Here is a 16778-nt window from a genome sequence, read left to right on the forward strand (position 1 = left end):
AGATAATACAAATATAAAGGAATTTTAGTTTGAGTCCTAGAGATAACAAAATTGATGTTTTAAAAGGGATGCTCACCCTCGGCATGGTTTTCGCTCACACGATTCAGTTTCTCGATGGTAGCTACAATCCAATTCTCCAAGCTGTTTCTACCTACACTAACCTTGTCTCTTTTTCTGGCTTTTTAGGTTGTTTTGGTTTTGCTTGTTGGATCGCTTACCTATCTAAGCAAAGTATTCCATGGAAAAAGGTTAGCTCTACTGTTGTAAAATGCTATTTTGCGTTTGTTTTATCTGGTATTGCGTTTCGGTATTTCGTCTCAGGTCAAAGCCTTGACTTAGAGGGGATTATGAAAATTGTGGGACTCAGAGATATTCCTGGTTACTCCGAATTTCTTATTGCATTTGCTTTAATTACGGTTGCATCTTGTATTTTTGCGCCTTTGTTAAGGCTTTTAGTTGCTGACATTAGACGAGTGTGTGTTTTTTCACTTGCAATATTAGTATTTGCACAATTTCTGCCTCAAACATTTATTTATGATCCATGGATAGGGCTTTTGTTAGGTGGTTCTGAGTTTTCTTACTTTCCCATTGTTTTATACTCACCAATATTTGTAATTGGCGCTTGGATAGCTCATTCCCAACATAAATATAGTATCATTTCTTTGTCTGCTGCTATTGTTTTGGTGTTGATATTTAGCATGCTTACATTTGCTGAAATTAGTGTTGATCGATTCCCTCCGGATGCTATTTGGCTTATTGCTTCTTCCTCATTAGCATATATTTATTTAGGCCTATCCATATTCATCACAGACAAATGCCCTAGGTGGATAAAGCTCTATCTTAATTCAGTTGGGCAGAATGTGCTTTACTATCTATTATTTTCAAATATCGTATTATTCATATGCTATTACCTTGGTGTGAGAGGTACTTTTACGACTGTTCAGACGTGTGTCGCTTATTTTTGTCTTATGGGCATAATTTATTTTTCCCAGTGGATTAGCGTCGACTTTTCGAGTGCTAACCGGGCCGTTAAATCGAATTTGAAATAGCCTCATCGACTTATTATGTATCTGTAGTTGCTATAGAATGAATGCGTATTAAAAATTCACCATTGGTGATGGCTATGAGGCTGCTAGAATCAGTGAGTGAACAACTTATGCAAGTTTATTTGTCCAAGAAGTTTTGTTTTATTAAACAAATATGACAGAAGGTTTACTTTTAAGATAGGAATAAGTATCATTCGCACATTCTCCCATCAATACGAGCTTGTTATGAAATCATTCAAATTAATCCCCTCTGCATTATTTTTATCGCTGACGTTAAGCTCAGTTTTATTCAGTCAAACTGCGTTAGCGAATGGTGCGATTGGCGATCATGTTAATCACATGCAGGATCATTTAAAAGAATATACAGAAGAAGTGCATTGGTTAGTTAAAAACTTTAATTCTGTTGTTGATAAATACGAGCAGGGTGGTAAAAAAGCGACCGATTCTGATCAACTAATCGAGTTTTGGGAAGAAGTTGATTTTCATTCTGCCATTGAAACTCAGTATGTGCCTATTTATGCCAGTATTTGGCAAGGTATTTACGGCGTAAAACAAAATATAGATAAAGGTGCCTCGATTGATATTGTTCGTCGTGAGCAGGACAAGCTCAATCAAGCCTTGTGGCAGGCATTAGGAGCGGTTAAACTTGCAGCCCAGTATCAGCAGCGCGGTTTAATTAAAAACATTCAAACCACAGAGGTTGAACCAACAACAGCGCCAGAAGTGATAGAAGACATTCAAACTCGTCTAGATCGTGTGGTTGCTAAATACGCAGAGCAGTTAACCGAAGTTGCCGTCACTTTAGTTCATGACACTTATTTGCAACGTTTTGAGGGCATCGAAGGTGCTTTAATTGAGCAAGACGCCAACTTAGTGGAAGATCTTGAAAAAGATTTTAACGTGACTTTACCACAAGCGCTGCAAGGTAAACAAAGTGTCGACCAGGTACGCCAGGTTGTTGCCTCTATGAAACAAAAGTTAAACCGCGCCAAAAAATTGCTGGCCGATGCAGAGGCTAGCAGAAAATCCGTTTTTTAAGGACTTTTTATGCATCGCAGAAGGTTTATCCAAGGGTTAACGGCTGCTGGCGTAGTCGCTAGCCTTCCGGGTTCGTTTAGTGCCGCGTATGCGGCGGTTTCAACGGCCATTTCAGTAGAATCTTTGCCAAAATTAAAAGGCGATTTAACCTTATATTTGGGGCGTGGTGAAGGGGGCTTGTACGAAAACGTACTTGAGGCAATTAAACAGCGCAACCCTCAACTTAATTTAAAAATTCGCCGCGGCGCCACCGCTGCGCTAGCCAATATGCTGATTGCAGAAGCAAAAGCAGGCGTTAAACGGGCTGACTTATTTTGGGCGGTAGATACCGGATCTGTAGGCATGATCACAGATGCAGGCCTAGCTAAAGCATTGCCCGCCGACTTGTCAAAACAACTTAAACCGGGTTTTCAATATCCGGGTTGGTCACCTGTCACTGGACGTATCAGAACACTTCCTTATAACCCGAATCGAGTCAGTTTAAATGAGATCCCAGATGATGTTATGGCACTGGCCGATAGCAAATTGCAAATAGGCTGGGCACCTGCTTACGCGTCATTTCAGTCGTTTGTCACCGCGATGCGCATCTTAGAAGGTGAAAAAGCCACGGCCGACTGGTTAAAAGGGGTAAGTCGTCACGCAAAATCTTATGCTGGCGAATTAGGGGTGGTAATGGGCGTTGAGCGTGGCGAAGTAGATTTAGGGTTTGCTAATCATTATTACACGCTGAGACTAAAAGCGGGTAAACCAGATGCTAACCTAGATTTGGCATTTACTAAAAACGATGCCGGGTGTTTAGTCAATTGCAGTGGTATAGTTGCTCTAACGGAAGGTGACCTAGCCAGCAACTTTATTCGCTATTTATTAACTGAGCAAGTTCAGTCTTATTTGTCGAGTGAAGCTTACGAAATTCCGCTCGTTAACGGGGTTGCTCCGCCGGCTGGATTGGTCCCATTAGCCAGTATCTCACCCCCACAAATGGATCTGCGCAAGTTAGCAGATTTTCGGCCAACCCTTAACCTGATGAGAAAAGTTGGCGTACTGTGACAAATCTGCCTAAATCTTACCCGCTGGCATTGCTCATTGCGCTGCTGGCGCTGTTACCTGTGGTGGTGCTTTTTCAACTTGCGTCAGACAGCGCCGACTTTTTTGATTCACGCAACTTAACCGTATTAGGCAACACCCTAGCCCTGATGGGGTTAACCGTTTTAGGTTCAGTGTTAATCGGTGTGCCACTTGCATTTTTTACTGCGTATGTAAAGTTACCACTGCAGCGGTTGTGGTTGATTTTATTTGCATCCCCGCTCGCGCTGCCCAGTTATGTGGGGGCTTTTACTTTATATTTTTCATTTGGCCGGGGCGGTGAAATAGAAAACCTGCTAGGCTTTAGCCCACCGCCAGTCAGTGGTTTATGGGGCACGGCTTTGGTCATGTCTTTGTATACTTATCCATTTGTCATGATGACAACCCGAGCAGCGTTGCTCAGTCAGGATGCAAGTCTTATTAATGCCGCGCGAACATTGGGTTTATCTTTAACGCAAAGTATTTGGCGTATTGTCCTGCCAAGACTTTTTAATAGTGTGGCGGCTGGCGCTTTGCTGGCTGCGCTGTATGCCTTGTCAGATTTTGGCACACCCGCTATTTTGGGGTTAGATACTTTCACACGGGTAATTTTTGTTGAATATAACGCCTTTGGACTCAGTCAGGCAGCTATGCTTTCTTTACAGCTTATGCTCGTTGTTGTACTGGTTTTATATTTAGAGTCTCAAGTTAAAGCGACCAGAGAAAGGCCTGGTAAACACCTTAATTTTTGGCCGGCGCACTGGCAATCTGCCTTAATGGTACTCGCCGGGCTGATACCTTTTGTGATTTCTGTGGTATTGCCATTAGTCATATTTATGATTTGGCTGTTACGAGAGGGCAGTAGTGGGTTTGAGTGGTCGTTTGCGTGGAATTCTGCATACGCTTCTTTTATTGCGGCATTGGTGGCTATTGTTGCAGCTATGCCAGTGGCTTATGCGGCAATTGCCGGTAAAGCTGGGCGGTTGATGGAAAGGGTAACCTATTTTGGTTTTGGTGTGCCTGGCATAGTTATGGGCACAGCTTTGGTGTATTTAGGTTTACAGTTGCCTTTTTTATATCAAACACTGACATTGCTTGTGATTGCTTATGTCCTTCGGTTTTTGCCGTTAGCAGTGGGTAGTATCCGAACCACCACAGAAAACCTTGATGCCAGTTTAGTTAAAGCTGCCCGTGTATTGGGGGCGTCCCCGCGTGAAGCATTTATGAGAGTCACTTTGCCGTTAACCCTAAGGGGAATGATAGCGGGCGCGGCATTGGTTTTTTTAGAAGCCATGCGGGAGTTGCCAGCGACTTTGATGTTAGGTCCAACAGGGTTTGAAACTTTAGCTACTTATTTGTGGCGGGTTTACGAAGCGGGTTATTTTGGACGCGCAGCACTACCTGGTTTGATGTTGGTTTTAATTTCGGGTTTAGGCCTTATATTAATGCTTAGCGGCGAGCGACGTGCCGAATTTTCCGTAACAGAGGACAACAAGCAATAATGCTAAAAGTAACAAATTTAACCGTTAGCTATGGGCAAACAAAAGTTGTTGATCGATTAAATTTAGCGCTCGATGATGACGAAATTCTAATGCTTGTTGGCCCAACAGGGTGCGGAAAAACAACCATTTTACAAGCGTTGGCGGGTTTGATCCCCATTTCTGACGGCGAAATCAGTTTACCGGGATGGACAGCAACCGCGAAAAAAACGGTTGCGCCGGAAAAACGTAATGTGGGCATGGTGTTTCAAGACTTTGCGCTGTTTCCACATTTGACCGTACAGGAAAACGTTTGTTTTAAACTTAAAGATAATAAACTAGCCGACCACTGGATTAACTTATTAGGTTTAGATGCATTTAGAGACGCCAAGCCGGGTCGTTTATCGGGTGGCCAAAAGCAGCGGGTTGCACTGGCTCGTACGCTGGCGCACGAACCCTCGTTTGTCCTGTTGGACGAACCGCTGTCTAATTTAGATGCAGCGCTTAAAGACAGTTTGCGCTGGGAAATCCGACAAGCACTCAAAGAAGCTAAAGTTCCCGCAATTTGGGTGACGCATGATCAAGACGAAGCTTTATCTGTCGGTGACAGAGTCGGCATTTTAAACAAAGGCCGCCTAGAACAACTGGCCTCACCTGAGATCTGTTTTGACCAACCGGCCAGCCGTTTTGTGGCAAGGTTTTTGGGCGAAGCGTCATTTTTACCAGCCAAGATTGTGGGAAATTGTGCCCAAACCGAGCTGGGATCTGCCCCCGTGCGTGCGCAAGCCGATTTAGCCCAGTGTGATCTGTTAATTCGTCCCGATGATTTATCTTTGCAGGCCGTGAGCTCGGGTGGTAACGGGCAAGTTGATTGGCAGCGCTTTGAAGGTGAATCTCGCTTGTACGCAGTGACACTCGATGGAGGCGTGCAAGTTAAAGTACGTAGCAGCCACGAAAACTCAATTAAAATAGGTGAGCGAGTGGCGGTTGTTGTGGCTACGACTCACCCACTGGCCGTGTTTGTTTAAAGGATAAGCTGCCTTCAGGATGGGTGGGCTATTGAGGTGGCACTCTCTTTGCCAACTCAATTAGCCTGTTTATATTTAGCAATAGCGAGTGCACTGGCAATCAGGGCTGCGCCCACAGCTAAACGAGTTAGTTGTTCGGGTGTGCTATTGTTGGCTTCTCCAAAAATAAAAAGTGATGCAAACATTGCAAGCGGCACAACCGCATTGTTAAAAGTGGCTAACATGGCGACCGAAGTTTTGGTTGCGCCTTTATTCCAAAAAAAGAAACCTAAACCCGATGCGACAATACCTAAATAAACCATAGCTAGCCATTGGTTTAGATTGGCCTCAAGAGGTATTGGCGAACGTTCACTTATTAACAAAGTCGCTATCGATGTCATAATGGCTGCCCCTAAGTATAAATAGGCAAATAAGTTAACATCTTTAAGATGAGGGCGGGCAAGCTTCCAATCTCGATACCAAACTTGACCCAATGCAAATGCCAAATTGGCGATTTGCATTAATAAAAAGCCGCGCCATAGGTTATCCGCCCCTAAACTTTGTGTTTTGATAACGGCAGCGCCTGCAACTGACAATAATGCAGCTAACAAGGGCCACGCAGACCATTGGCGATGTTTAAGGTTATTGATGATCACCACGTAGATGGGCGTCATAATGCTAAACAGCGCAACCAAGTGTGACGGGATATAGTTAAATGCACTTAGGTAGCAGGTATACATTAGGCCAAACTGCACTGCACCTAATATGATTAATTGTACTTTTTCTAAAGCGCTGGTCGGCGCAAATTTTTGCCAAGGTAAAAACACTAAAAAGGCTAACCACAAACGCGTATCAGCCACTTGCAAAAGGTCTAAGCCTTTTAAAGTGCTGCCGATGATGCCAAAAGAAAAGGCCCAAATTATTGTAGTTAGCGCTAAATATTGCATTTTGTTACCACTGATACGTCAAACTGGCAGTATATTGTTCTCCACGGCCTGGTGTGCCTGGAACTTCCTGGAAGGCTTCGTCCCAAATATTGTCACCAGCTAACGTAAAGTATAAACCGCTGACTTGTGCAACATGGTAGTTGATACTGACATGGGTAAAAAATGCTGTGTCAGGACCACTGCGGAGAGCATTTTCAGTTTGTTGGCGCCACTCGTTGTCTAATTTTACTTCAACTTGTTCGATTGGTTGCCAAATCACACCCAGTGTAACCCGATGATCTGGGTAGTTGAGTGCATAAAAGCTTGCGTCAATCTCTTCGCTGCCATAGTCTTCGGATTTGTGCAGATAGGTATAACTGGCAATGATATCGGCATGTTCAAAGCGCTTTTGTGCCAGTAGTTCGAGGCCTGAAGTATCAATATCTACTGGGTTTGCAAACCGCGCTGAGGTAGATTCAAAATTAAAGGTCCAATCCGTTAAATTATCGTCTTTACGAAAAAAAACGGCACTGTTTAACAACCAGTTTAAGCTTTCTAACGTGAAACCGAGTTCAATATTTTGGCTGCTTTCACGACCCAGTTCGTAGTTACTTCGAAACAAACCACCTGTGTCGCTTCCGCCAATGGCTGTATACCCGGCTACTTGGCTGGCTTCAGCATAGGATAAATACCAAGTATGTGCTGTGCCATCACGATTCTGGGTGCGCCACTGTACGTCGCCAAGGATTGAGAATTCAGATGCGTCTCTGTTGGTATCGTTAAAGGCTGCGCCTAATCTGACTTTAACTTGTTCTAACTGAGCTAACTGAATTTTATATTCAGGTAAAACGCTGAGTTTTAAATAATTGCGCGAGGTAAAGTTATTCTCCAATGAAGTTGACTCAATGCTGTCAGCGATAATTTGACCGGCATAATTAATCGCAACCTGCGAATCAATAGAATGGTGACCAGATACTGCAATCGAGGTGACTTGGGTTTCGTGGAATGATTCAAATACAGCTGGGTTTTCGCGCGAAAAAACATAATGATCTTTATGTTTACGATAATAGGCAGAGATCTCAAAATGGCTATCGTCTGTATAAGTTTGCTGGTGGTTCAGCATCAGCAGATGCGTTTTTAGATCTTCAGTCTCATTTACATTAAAAGGGGTGTACATGTTCGGCCAGCCAAAAAACTTTTCTTGCACACCAACAAAGAGGTCGGTTTGACTGTTTTGACCTAATAACTGAACTCGACCCGCTGCTCTTTTAAAATCGTGATCGCCAAATTCGATTGAGCCATCGCTTTGCGAATGGGATACTTCGCCCTGCAAACCCATTTGCCAGTCATTGTCGTTTTTCAACTCAAATAAGGTGCCAGCTTGTACGCTTTGCAAATTAAACCCATTGTTACCTGCACCTAACGACAATTGGCCGCCGTCTCTTATTTTAGTCCAACCAAAAGCGACTGTACCCACTGAACTGTTAACGCCAAACAAGGCATTGTCTGCGCCAGTGAATATCTGTGCAGAGGTTAACATGCTAGGTGCAATGGGTAGCTCAGAGACATAATGTCCGGTTTGAGGATCTAATAAAGTTGCACTACCCACACTAAAACCGGTATTTTCAAAAATACCACCGCGTATGGTGACATCTGCTTGCGCTTCTGCCATGTTTCTTGACTGAAGGTCAACTCTAGGATCATATTCTAAGTTAGATACGGGGGCATCAAAGGTTCCTACAGGGGTTTGGTTGGCGGTCGCTGATGCTTCTACTGTGATACTTTCAATTTTTTTGTCACTGGTGGTTGCGGCTGCTAAATAAAAACTCGGTATCATATAACCAAGCGCAGGCAAAATAAAAGGCAAAGCTCTTGTCATTCTAATATTCTCTTTTACGTGATTTATCTGTAAAGTGACCTAATTTTGCGCGCTATTGTATCTTAAATCGAAAAAATTGCATGACTAATAAAATACAAACCCTCTATTTTGCAGGTGGCTGCTTATGGGGGGTACAAGAATTTATGAAACACTTGCCAGGTGTGATTAGTACCGAAGCTGGTCGAGCGAATGGCAAAACGAACACCACTAAAGGGCCTTACGATGGTTATGCCGAATGTGTAAAAGTGACTTTTACAACAGAGCAAGTGTCGCTTTATCAGCTGCTTAGTTATTTTTTTGAAATTATCGATCCTTACAGTTTAAACCAGCAAGGTGAAGATATTGGGCCTAAGTACCGCACGGGTATCTACAGCCAAGATCCAGATCATTTGGCGATAGCTAGAGATTTTATTAATGTGCAAAAAGATGCTCCGCGCATTAAGGTCGAGGTTATGCCGCTGAAAAATTATGTTAAAAGTGATGATGAACATCAGGACAGGCTGACTCGTTTTCCAAACGACTATTGCCACATTCCGCAAGCCTTGTTGAACAAATTCAAATAACCCTGTTTGGCCATAAAAACTGTTTGCTAAAGCGATTAAACAGGCGTATACAGCATTTTTAATTCACCGATTTTGGAATACTTCTGTGGACTTGGTTTGGGTTGTACTTCTTATTGGGTTTAGCGCAGTTTTTGCACTTTGTGAAATATCATTAGCGGCAGCTCGCAAAGTTAAATTACAGTCTTTAGTTGAGTTAGGCGATCTTAGAGCGGTTAAGGTTTTAAACTTGCAAGCCAGCGCTCATCAGTTTTTTGCAGCAGTTCAGGTGGTATTAAATGCCCTCGCCATTGTTGCAGGTATGGTCGGGGAGTCTGCTTTTACGCCTTATATTTTTCAGTTTTTGAGTTGGATCATAACTGGTATATCGCATGATATACAGGAATATACTGTGTTGCTTGCTCAAATAGCCTCAGTGTGTTCTTTTTTATTAATTACTGGGCTATTTGTATTGTTTGCTGACCTTTTGCCTAAGCGTATTGCTATGGTGATCCCTGAGACTGTCGCGATACGTTTTATTCATATCATGCTAGCCAGTGTGTGGCTGTTTAAACCTGTGATCTGGTTTTTTAATTTATCAGCAGACTTAATCATTAAGCTTTTTCATCTGCCAACGCAGAGAGACGAACAAGTGACAAGAAATGATGTTGCTGCGGTCATAGAACAAAGTGCCGAGCAGGGGGAGTTATGTCAGCAGGAACAACATTTAATTGGAAATATTTTAGATTTAAACCAGACCTGTATCACTCAAGTGATGCATAACAGAGACACTTTAATATGCTTAAATTCACAACAAACCCAAGCTGATCAAACTGAACTTATCCAAAATAGTCAGGCTAGCCTATTTTTATTAGATGACGGTTCGTTAGACAAGGTCACCGCGTACGTTGAAACCAAACAACTGTTAGATAATTTGCTCGCAGGGCGTCCACTGTTAGATCAAAGTTCAGCACCTTTCAAATCACCCCTTGTTTTGTTAGAGACAATGACGGTCGCGGATGCGTTTACCATGCTTAAAACTAAAAATGTTCAATGTGCATTGGTTATCAACGAGTTTTCCACTGTGCTGGGCATGGTTACTTTGGAGCAAATTTTAAATTTGATTGCATTAAAAGATAGCCAGGGTATTGAGCAAATGTTTGCCCAAAAGGATGTGTATCATTGGTTTGTCCAAGGAGATATGGCGTTAAAAGATTTTCAGCAAACTGTTATTAAATACGAGTTTGAGTCGGTTGAAGCCATTGAAACCCTCGCAGGGTTTGTGATCCACCATTTTAAACACTTTCCTCATCGGGGGGACACACTTGAAATAGAGGGTTTTAAGTTTGTCGTCCGTTCAGTAGAAGGTTTTTCAATCAAAGAAATAGAAGTGATAGGTAAAAGCGAGCGATGAATGAAGATTAATTTAAATCAATGTAACGGTTTGGCGAAACCAGATTTTAAAAAACTAAATACGGTGGGTCACTCGCCCGTTCGTTAAAAAATTTTATGCGGATACGATAATTGAACCTGTTTATATATTAGAGCAATTTTTAATAATTTTTACAGGGACCTGGATATGATAAAGCTGTATGTAGTGATCGCCTTTTCGTTTTTTTTAACCGCGTTTAAGCCCGTGTTGGCGGCGATAAAGATCACTGACGCAAAACGGCAATTGATTGAAGTGAATTTGCCTACCACAATACCAAACCAAGAGGGTATGGTGTTGAGTCAGGAGATTGATTTACCTGACTTCAAACAGGGCGTCTATTACCGCCCTTTTACTCGAGAGGGGCGCGGTTTTATCGCTAGAGGCAACCGAGTCGAAGCAGTGGCGTTTAATAACATCCGTGAGCTAGTTAATTACCAACCGTCGCAGACCCGAGACGCTCATATTAATGTGCAGCAAGGCCAATTCATGTTGCTGGAGTTGCTTGATGGGCGTTATTTGGCGGTGTTACCTATGACCTCGGATAAGGTGTATGGTCAGTTTTTTATTGAACAGAATAAGGTGATAATTAAAACCGGTAACTTCGGCAGCCAAGCCGTGTCAGGTAAGATTCCGTTACTCATTTGGGCGTATGGTGATTCTCCATATGCGGCGACTGAGGCTGTTTGGCAACAAGTTTTTGCGTCTGGATATGTGGCTGCTGAACCACGAGAATTTAAAAACTACCCGCAAGAGCCCTATGGTTATTTAGGTTGGTGTTCATGGGAGCATTATAAAACGAAAATTTCGCAAACCGTGATAACCGATGCATTTAAAACGTTAGAAAAAAGTGATGCACCTTTTCGCTGGGTGATGGTGGATGACGGATATTTAGACCAAAAACGTGGCCAGTTATTAAGTTTTGGGGTTGATAAAAAGAAATTTCCAAACGGTTGGCAACCTATAATGGATTTAAAAAAATCCGAAACCATAAAGTGGGTGGGTATTTGGCGTAATTTTGGCGGTTATATGAATGGGGTTTCACCAGAGCACACAATGCAGGACTTAAAACCCTATTTAACTCCAGTTAAACGAGCAAACACTGTATTACCAGATGGTACCGCAGAAGGGGCAAAAGCCTTTTACGATAAAATGATCGCGGATACCAAAAACAATGGTTTTGATTTTATAAAAGTTGATTTTCACACTCATACGTTTGACTTATATAAAGGCTCGTTAGATCCAGTGGGTGCTATGCGGCAAAATAATGAAGCACTTGAAAATGCAACACATAAAATGAATGTACCGTTATTAAACTGTATTGCTCAACCGAATATCAATTCTTTGCAAACCAAATATAGCGCGTTAACCCGCTCTAGCCCGGATTATAATCAAAAAGATAAAAACAAAAATAAATCAAATACCTATCAAAGTTTTGCCAACCATTTGTGGATGAATCAAACGGTTTGGGGGGATTTAGATATGTTTCATACTCATGACAAAAGGGATGTTCAGCCAATGGCGATTGCACGTGCGATTTCAGGTGGGCCAGTTTATATCTCCGATGAGCCATCAAAAGTTAAATCTGATGTGCTGATTCCATTTGCTTATGAAGACGGTAAGTTATTAAGAACCTCAGCGCCTGCAACCTTATTACCAGAAAGCTTTTTTATTCATCCATTCCGTGACGATAATGTGTTTAGGGTGATAGCGCCTATGAATAATAACGTTGCTGCGATAGCGTTATTTAACTTTGCCGAAAGCGGGAAAACCTTATCGAGCCAATTTAGTGCTAAAGATTACCCGTATGCAGGTGAATTATTAAAACCTAATAATGGACCTTGGTCACTGCCTGATGAGGGCTTATTAGTGTATGACCCACAATCAAAATCAGTTTCTGGGTTAGCTTCAGTTCATAGCACTCAGATTGATAATTTTAGCGCTAAGTTGTTTTTCCTTTATCCTAAAAACAAAGGTTGGGCGGTCATTGGCCGTAGTGATAAATATTTGCCTGGCGCAGCCGTCTCGATAAACGAGATAACACAAAAGAGAATCACTTTTTATTTAGAAGAGTCGGGTCCTTTATTAGTTTGGAGCGAGTCTGGAACGCCAATCATGAACGACGCTAAATTTACCTCCCTAGGTGGTGGTTTATATCAGGCAGAACTGGATATTCGACCTGGTCGTCAATTATTGACGATCACAAGATAAGGTTTTTATCAAATACTCACTGTAATCTTTTTTAAAATACGCTTATATTGAGCGTATTTTAAAACCTGTAAAAGCGCACTTAGATTTGGTTTAAGTTCGCTTTTTTTCATAGAGTTAGCTTATGGCTTTGCCAGTGACTTCAACCGCTGAAAAATTTACCCTGTCTAATAGTCAACTGCATAGGCTGGCTGATGACTTTCATCAACAAATTGAAGCGGGGATGGCCAACCAAGCCAGCCAATTGAAGTGTTTACCCACTCATATAAGTATTGATCCGAGTAGAGGCTATTATGGAAATGCAATGGTACTCGATCTTGGCGGTTCTAATTTACGTGCTGCCAATGTCAAACTTAATGGTTTAGGGTTGGCGATTGAAAAGGACGTTAACGTTAAAATGCCGTGGCAGCGTGGCGTAGCGTTTTGCAAACAAAATTTGTTACAAATTCAAGCGGAAGCTTTGGCTCAAGTTAGTCAGAGATCTTTGCCGGTCGGTTATTGTTTTTCCTTTCCAGCACAGAGCATCGAGCGAGGTGATGCGGTACTAGTAGAGTGGACCAAAGGTATTCATGTCCCTGACATGCAAGGTGAAGCTGTAGGTCAAACATTAACAGAGTTCTTTGCCAAAAAGTATGGTCGCCGTTTGTTAGATGTTGCCGTTATCAACGACACTGTGGCTAGCTTATTAGCCGGTTTAATTGACCAAAAACCGGATGCATACTTTGGTCTAATTGTTGGAACTGGTTGTAATCTTGCCGGTTTGTACCCTGCTTATTTATTTAGCCAATTTCCGCGACAAAAGAAGAATCTCAACTATCTAGCTGTCAATTTAGAATCTGGCAATTTTATTCCAGTTGGGTTAAATGAGTTTGATCGCCAGCTAGATTTAAGCTCTGAAAATACAGGCTTGCAACGATTTGAGAAAGCCACTTCGGGTTTATATTTAGGCCGTTTATACAAATTAGCCTTGCCCAATACTTCTTTTGATCCCTCTTTAGGCGCTTTTGCACTTAATCAATTAATCGACAGTGAAAACGTCAGCAATGACGAAATTTCAGTGGCGGTGAGCATTATGCTGCGCTCTGCACATCTTGTTGCCGGCCAACTGTTAGGCCTTGCTTTGCATTATTCAGCCAGGGTCGAGTCATATGTGTCTCGTATTAAAGTTGTTTGTGAAGGCAGCTTATTTAACTCCAAAAGTGACCGCTTAGGTCCTTACCGACAATTGGTTTTAAATAAGTTAAATCAGCTGTTAAAAGAGCGGCAGTTATCTTCGCTGGAGATAGAGCTTTGTCATATACCACAAGCTAATTATATGGGTGCTGCAGTCGCGGCTATCGCGAACCAGTCAGCCTTAGCCCAGTAATATGATTCTGATTAAGGTTAAATTATTAATGGTGTTAACTAGAGTAAACTTTTAAATTAGATTGGATTATTGTCAACAATATAATGTATAATTAAAATGTTTTTATTGTTAAATCTGTACTTTTAATTAACAATGTTCTTTTTAAGAATAAAAATTATCTTAGACTAACAAGAGATCCAATTATCATGCAGCAAGCTAACCGAAATGCGTTATGTTACGCTTTTATCGTCGCAATAGGCGGTTTTATTTTTGGCCTGGATATTATGTTAATATCCGGTACTTTCCAATACACTACGCTGGAATTTGGTTTAAGCGCCATCGAAAAAGGCAATATTGCTGCCGCACCTAATTATGGTGCTTTAGTTGCTTTGCTGGTCGCAGGTTATTTCTGTGAACGCTTAGGGCGTAAAAAAACGCTCATGATCATAGCGGCACTTTATATTATCTCGGCTGTTGGGTCAGCGTTTGCACCCAGTTATTTAACTTTATTTTTAGCTCGTTTAATTGGCGGGTTAGCGTTTACCTCGCTTAGTTTGGCATCTATGTATATTGGCGAAATTGCACCGCCCCAGATGCGAGGTAAATTGGTTGGTTTAAACCAATTTAATATCGTTATCGGTATTTTAACGGCCACTATTTTAAATTATTTATTAGTCGAATGGGTGAGCGACGGTGGTGTTGCTTGGGCTAGTGCAATAGGCTTAACAGAAGGAAACGTTTGGCGTTGGATGTTAGGGTTAGAAATTATCCCAGCCGTTATTTGGTTTTTGCTGTTACTTAAAATACCAGAGAGTCCACGTTGGTTGATGCTTAATCACAGAGAACATGAAGTACATGCAGTGTTAGAAAAGATCTTGCCGCCAGAACAAGTTAAAGGGCAATATCAGCAAATTAAAGAAAACTTAAAAACCACCGACCATGCATTATCTTATTCAGAGCAAATTAAAATATTGTTTGGTAAAAAAATGCGTTTGGCTTTAGCTATCGGCATGTTTATGGCTGCTGTTCAGGCGCTTTCTGGTATGAATGCAATTTTGTCCTTTATGCCGATGATCTTTCAACAAGTGGGCGGTGGCCAATCGTCTTTTGAACAGTCTATTTGGGTGAGTTTAATTGGTACTTTTTTCACCTTCTTAGCGCTTATTCTAATCGATAGACTGGGACGACGAAAAATCTTATTAGGTGGATTAACTGTATGTGCAGCGGCGCTCGCAACTGTCACTTACGGGTTTTACGATGCGACTTATGTGATAAGTGCTGAATCCGCCGCGCAGTTTGCTAGCCAAGTAGACAATGTAAATTTAACCAGTTTGGTCGGCACTGTATATCAAACAGACATTGCGTTTAAAAACGCTGTGGTTGGGGCCATTGGTCAAGATGCTTTTGTTGCTATCGAATCTGATCTTTTAGTGGCTGCGACACAAATTCAGGGGATGTTGGTTCTTGCAGGTATCATCACCTTTGTGTGTTCGTATAATTTTTCACTTGGGCCAATTTTATGGATTTTGTTTTCTGAAATTTTTCCAACCAAAGTACGTGCTATTGCGATTACCTCGAGCGCCCTTATCGCAACCATCTTTGGCGGTATATTAGTCCCGACATTATTCCCTTGGCAGCTTGAAAACTTTGGGGCGGCTTATACCTTTTTAGCGTATGCAGGCTTTTGTATTCTTGGTTTTATCGTAATGGCAAAAATAATGCCTGAAACTAAAGGTAAAACTATTGAAGAAATTGAAAGTATGATGGGGCATAAGTAATAAAATAAAGTTTAATTTTCTTGACTAGCCTTCACTGACTGCTATCTTAAAATAGCAAAAAGTGAGGCTTTCAATGAAAAAAGCACAAATTCCCCAAAATGAATTAAAGCGGCTAGAAGCCTTGCGGGCCCTAAAAATTTTAGATACCGCGAAAGAAGAAAGATTTGATCGCATTACTCGGTTGGCGTCTCGTATTTTTCAGGTACCAGTTGCGATCGTTTCTTTAGTTGATGAAAACCGAGTCTGGTGCAAATCGACACATGGCCTCTCGTTAAATGAAGTGCCTAGAGATATGTCGTTTTGCGGCCATGCCATCAACTACAATAATTTTTTTATAGTGCATGATACCCATCTTGATGATAGATTCCATGACCACCCGTTTGTAATAAATCCACCCAATATTCGTTTTTATGCAGCCAGCCCTATTACAGTCAATTTTGATTTACGCTTGGGCACACTCTGTTTATTAGACTACAAACCACGCGTTTTTAATGACGAAGAAAAAATTATCTTACAAGATTTAACGCGTTTAGCTGAAAATGAAATTAGTGCATTACAGCACTCAACGTTATATGAACTTACTCAGATCTCCGACCGTCGAGGTTTTAATTTATTGGCGCCGTATGCGCTATCATGGTGTAAGCGCGAAGCATTACCGGCCTGTATAGTGGTGTTTGACTTAGACAATTTTAAATCAATCAATGATACTTTTGGGCATTTAGAAGGAGATAAAGCGCTTATCGTATTTTCGAGCATTTTACGCCGTGTATTGAGAAATTCGGATGTTTTTGCGCGCATAGGCGGGGATGAGTTTGTTGCCATATTGACTGATACCCAATGCATTGACGTACAACTTGTAATGACAAGATTACGTGCGCATATTATAGAATTTAATCAGCGGAATCCAAACAACTATCAGCTTAGTTTTAGTTATGGATGCCACGACCTGACAGCCGAGCAAACAATTAATTTATCTGACAGTTTAGCTGCAGCAGATCGCCAAATGTATAAAAATAAAGCCGCCAAAAAGCGGCTTTATTAAT

At 41.7% G+C, this 16778-nt stretch carries 13 protein-coding genes; 11 read left to right on the forward strand and 2 right to left on the reverse strand.

Annotation, left to right across the window (positions count from 1 at the left end; genetic code table 11):
• The first annotated feature begins 29 nt into the window (after window positions 1-29).
• The 5 genes from C727_RS0115925 to C727_RS0115945 all read left to right on the forward strand — a co-directional run bounded on the left by C727_RS0115925 (window position 30) and on the right by C727_RS0115945 (window position 5652).
• Window positions 30-1049 (forward strand): hypothetical protein, encoded by a 1020-nt coding sequence (locus C727_RS0115925; protein ID WP_017446652.1) that lies wholly within the window; start codon window positions 30-32, stop codon window positions 1047-1049.
• Between the two features lie 222 nt (window positions 1050-1271).
• Window positions 1272-2084 carry a hypothetical protein gene (locus tag C727_RS0115930; RefSeq protein ID WP_017446653.1) on the forward strand — a complete coding sequence of 271 codons (813 nt, stop codon included), beginning with the start codon at window positions 1272-1274 and terminating at the stop codon, window positions 2082-2084.
• Between the two features lie 9 nt (window positions 2085-2093).
• Entirely contained in the window at window positions 2094-3131 is a 1038-nt protein-coding gene (locus C727_RS0115935) for a type 2 periplasmic-binding domain-containing protein (protein ID WP_017446654.1), read from the forward strand.
• Window positions 3128-4648: an ABC transporter permease gene (locus C727_RS0115940; RefSeq protein WP_017446655.1), complete on the forward strand. Its 1521-nt coding sequence runs from the start codon at window positions 3128-3130 to the stop codon at window positions 4646-4648. Before C727_RS0115935 ends, C727_RS0115940 begins: the two co-directional genes overlap by 4 nt.
• Complete coding sequence (locus C727_RS0115945; RefSeq protein WP_017446656.1) at window positions 4648-5652, forward strand: ABC transporter ATP-binding protein; 1005 nt, start codon at window positions 4648-4650, stop codon at window positions 5650-5652. The genes C727_RS0115940 and C727_RS0115945 overlap by 1 nt, the downstream gene beginning before the upstream one ends.
• Window positions 5653-5708: 56 nt before the next feature.
• On the opposite strand, the gene C727_RS0115950 is transcribed toward C727_RS0115945, so the two are convergent.
• Both C727_RS0115950 and C727_RS0115955 read right to left on the reverse strand, forming a co-directional pair.
• On the reverse strand, window positions 5709-6578 hold the full coding sequence (locus tag C727_RS0115950; RefSeq protein WP_017446657.1) for an EamA family transporter: 870 nt from the start codon (window positions 6576-6578) through the stop codon (window positions 5709-5711).
• Between the two features lie 4 nt (window positions 6579-6582).
• Complete coding sequence (locus tag C727_RS0115955; protein ID WP_017446658.1) at window positions 6583-8436, reverse strand: TonB-dependent receptor plug domain-containing protein; 1854 nt, start codon at window positions 8434-8436, stop codon at window positions 6583-6585.
• 92 nt (window positions 8437-8528) lie between these two features.
• On the opposite strand from C727_RS0115955, the gene C727_RS0115960 reads away from it, so the two are divergent.
• From C727_RS0115960 to C727_RS0115990, 6 genes are all read left to right on the forward strand, one after another.
• Window positions 8529-8999, forward strand: coding sequence for a peptide-methionine (S)-S-oxide reductase (locus C727_RS0115960; protein ID WP_026052757.1), 471 nt, complete (start codon window positions 8529-8531; stop codon window positions 8997-8999).
• 85 nt (window positions 9000-9084) lie between these two features.
• Window positions 9085-10389, forward strand: coding sequence for a hemolysin family protein (locus tag C727_RS0115965; RefSeq protein WP_017446660.1), 1305 nt, complete (start codon window positions 9085-9087; stop codon window positions 10387-10389).
• A gap of 165 nt (window positions 10390-10554) precedes the next feature.
• Window positions 10555-12615: a Sip1-related alpha-galactosidase gene (locus C727_RS0115970; RefSeq protein ID WP_017446661.1), complete on the forward strand. Its 2061-nt coding sequence runs from the start codon at window positions 10555-10557 to the stop codon at window positions 12613-12615.
• Between the two features lie 121 nt (window positions 12616-12736).
• On the forward strand, window positions 12737-13978 hold the full coding sequence (locus C727_RS0115980) for a hexokinase family protein (RefSeq protein WP_017446663.1): 1242 nt from the start codon (window positions 12737-12739) through the stop codon (window positions 13976-13978).
• Window positions 13979-14163: 185 nt separating this feature from the next.
• A complete protein-coding gene (locus tag C727_RS0115985) occupies window positions 14164-15735 on the forward strand; it encodes an MFS transporter (RefSeq protein ID WP_017446664.1) in 1572 nt (523 codons plus the stop codon).
• A 73-nt stretch (window positions 15736-15808) separates the two neighbouring features.
• On the forward strand, window positions 15809-16777 hold the full coding sequence (locus C727_RS0115990) for a GGDEF domain-containing protein (RefSeq protein ID WP_017446665.1): 969 nt from the start codon (window positions 15809-15811) through the stop codon (window positions 16775-16777).
• Window position 16778: the final 1 nt, after the last annotated feature.

This window comes from Gayadomonas joobiniege G7 (assembly GCF_000300815.1).
GTDB lineage: Bacteria > Pseudomonadota > Gammaproteobacteria > Enterobacterales > Alteromonadaceae > Catenovulum > Catenovulum joobiniege.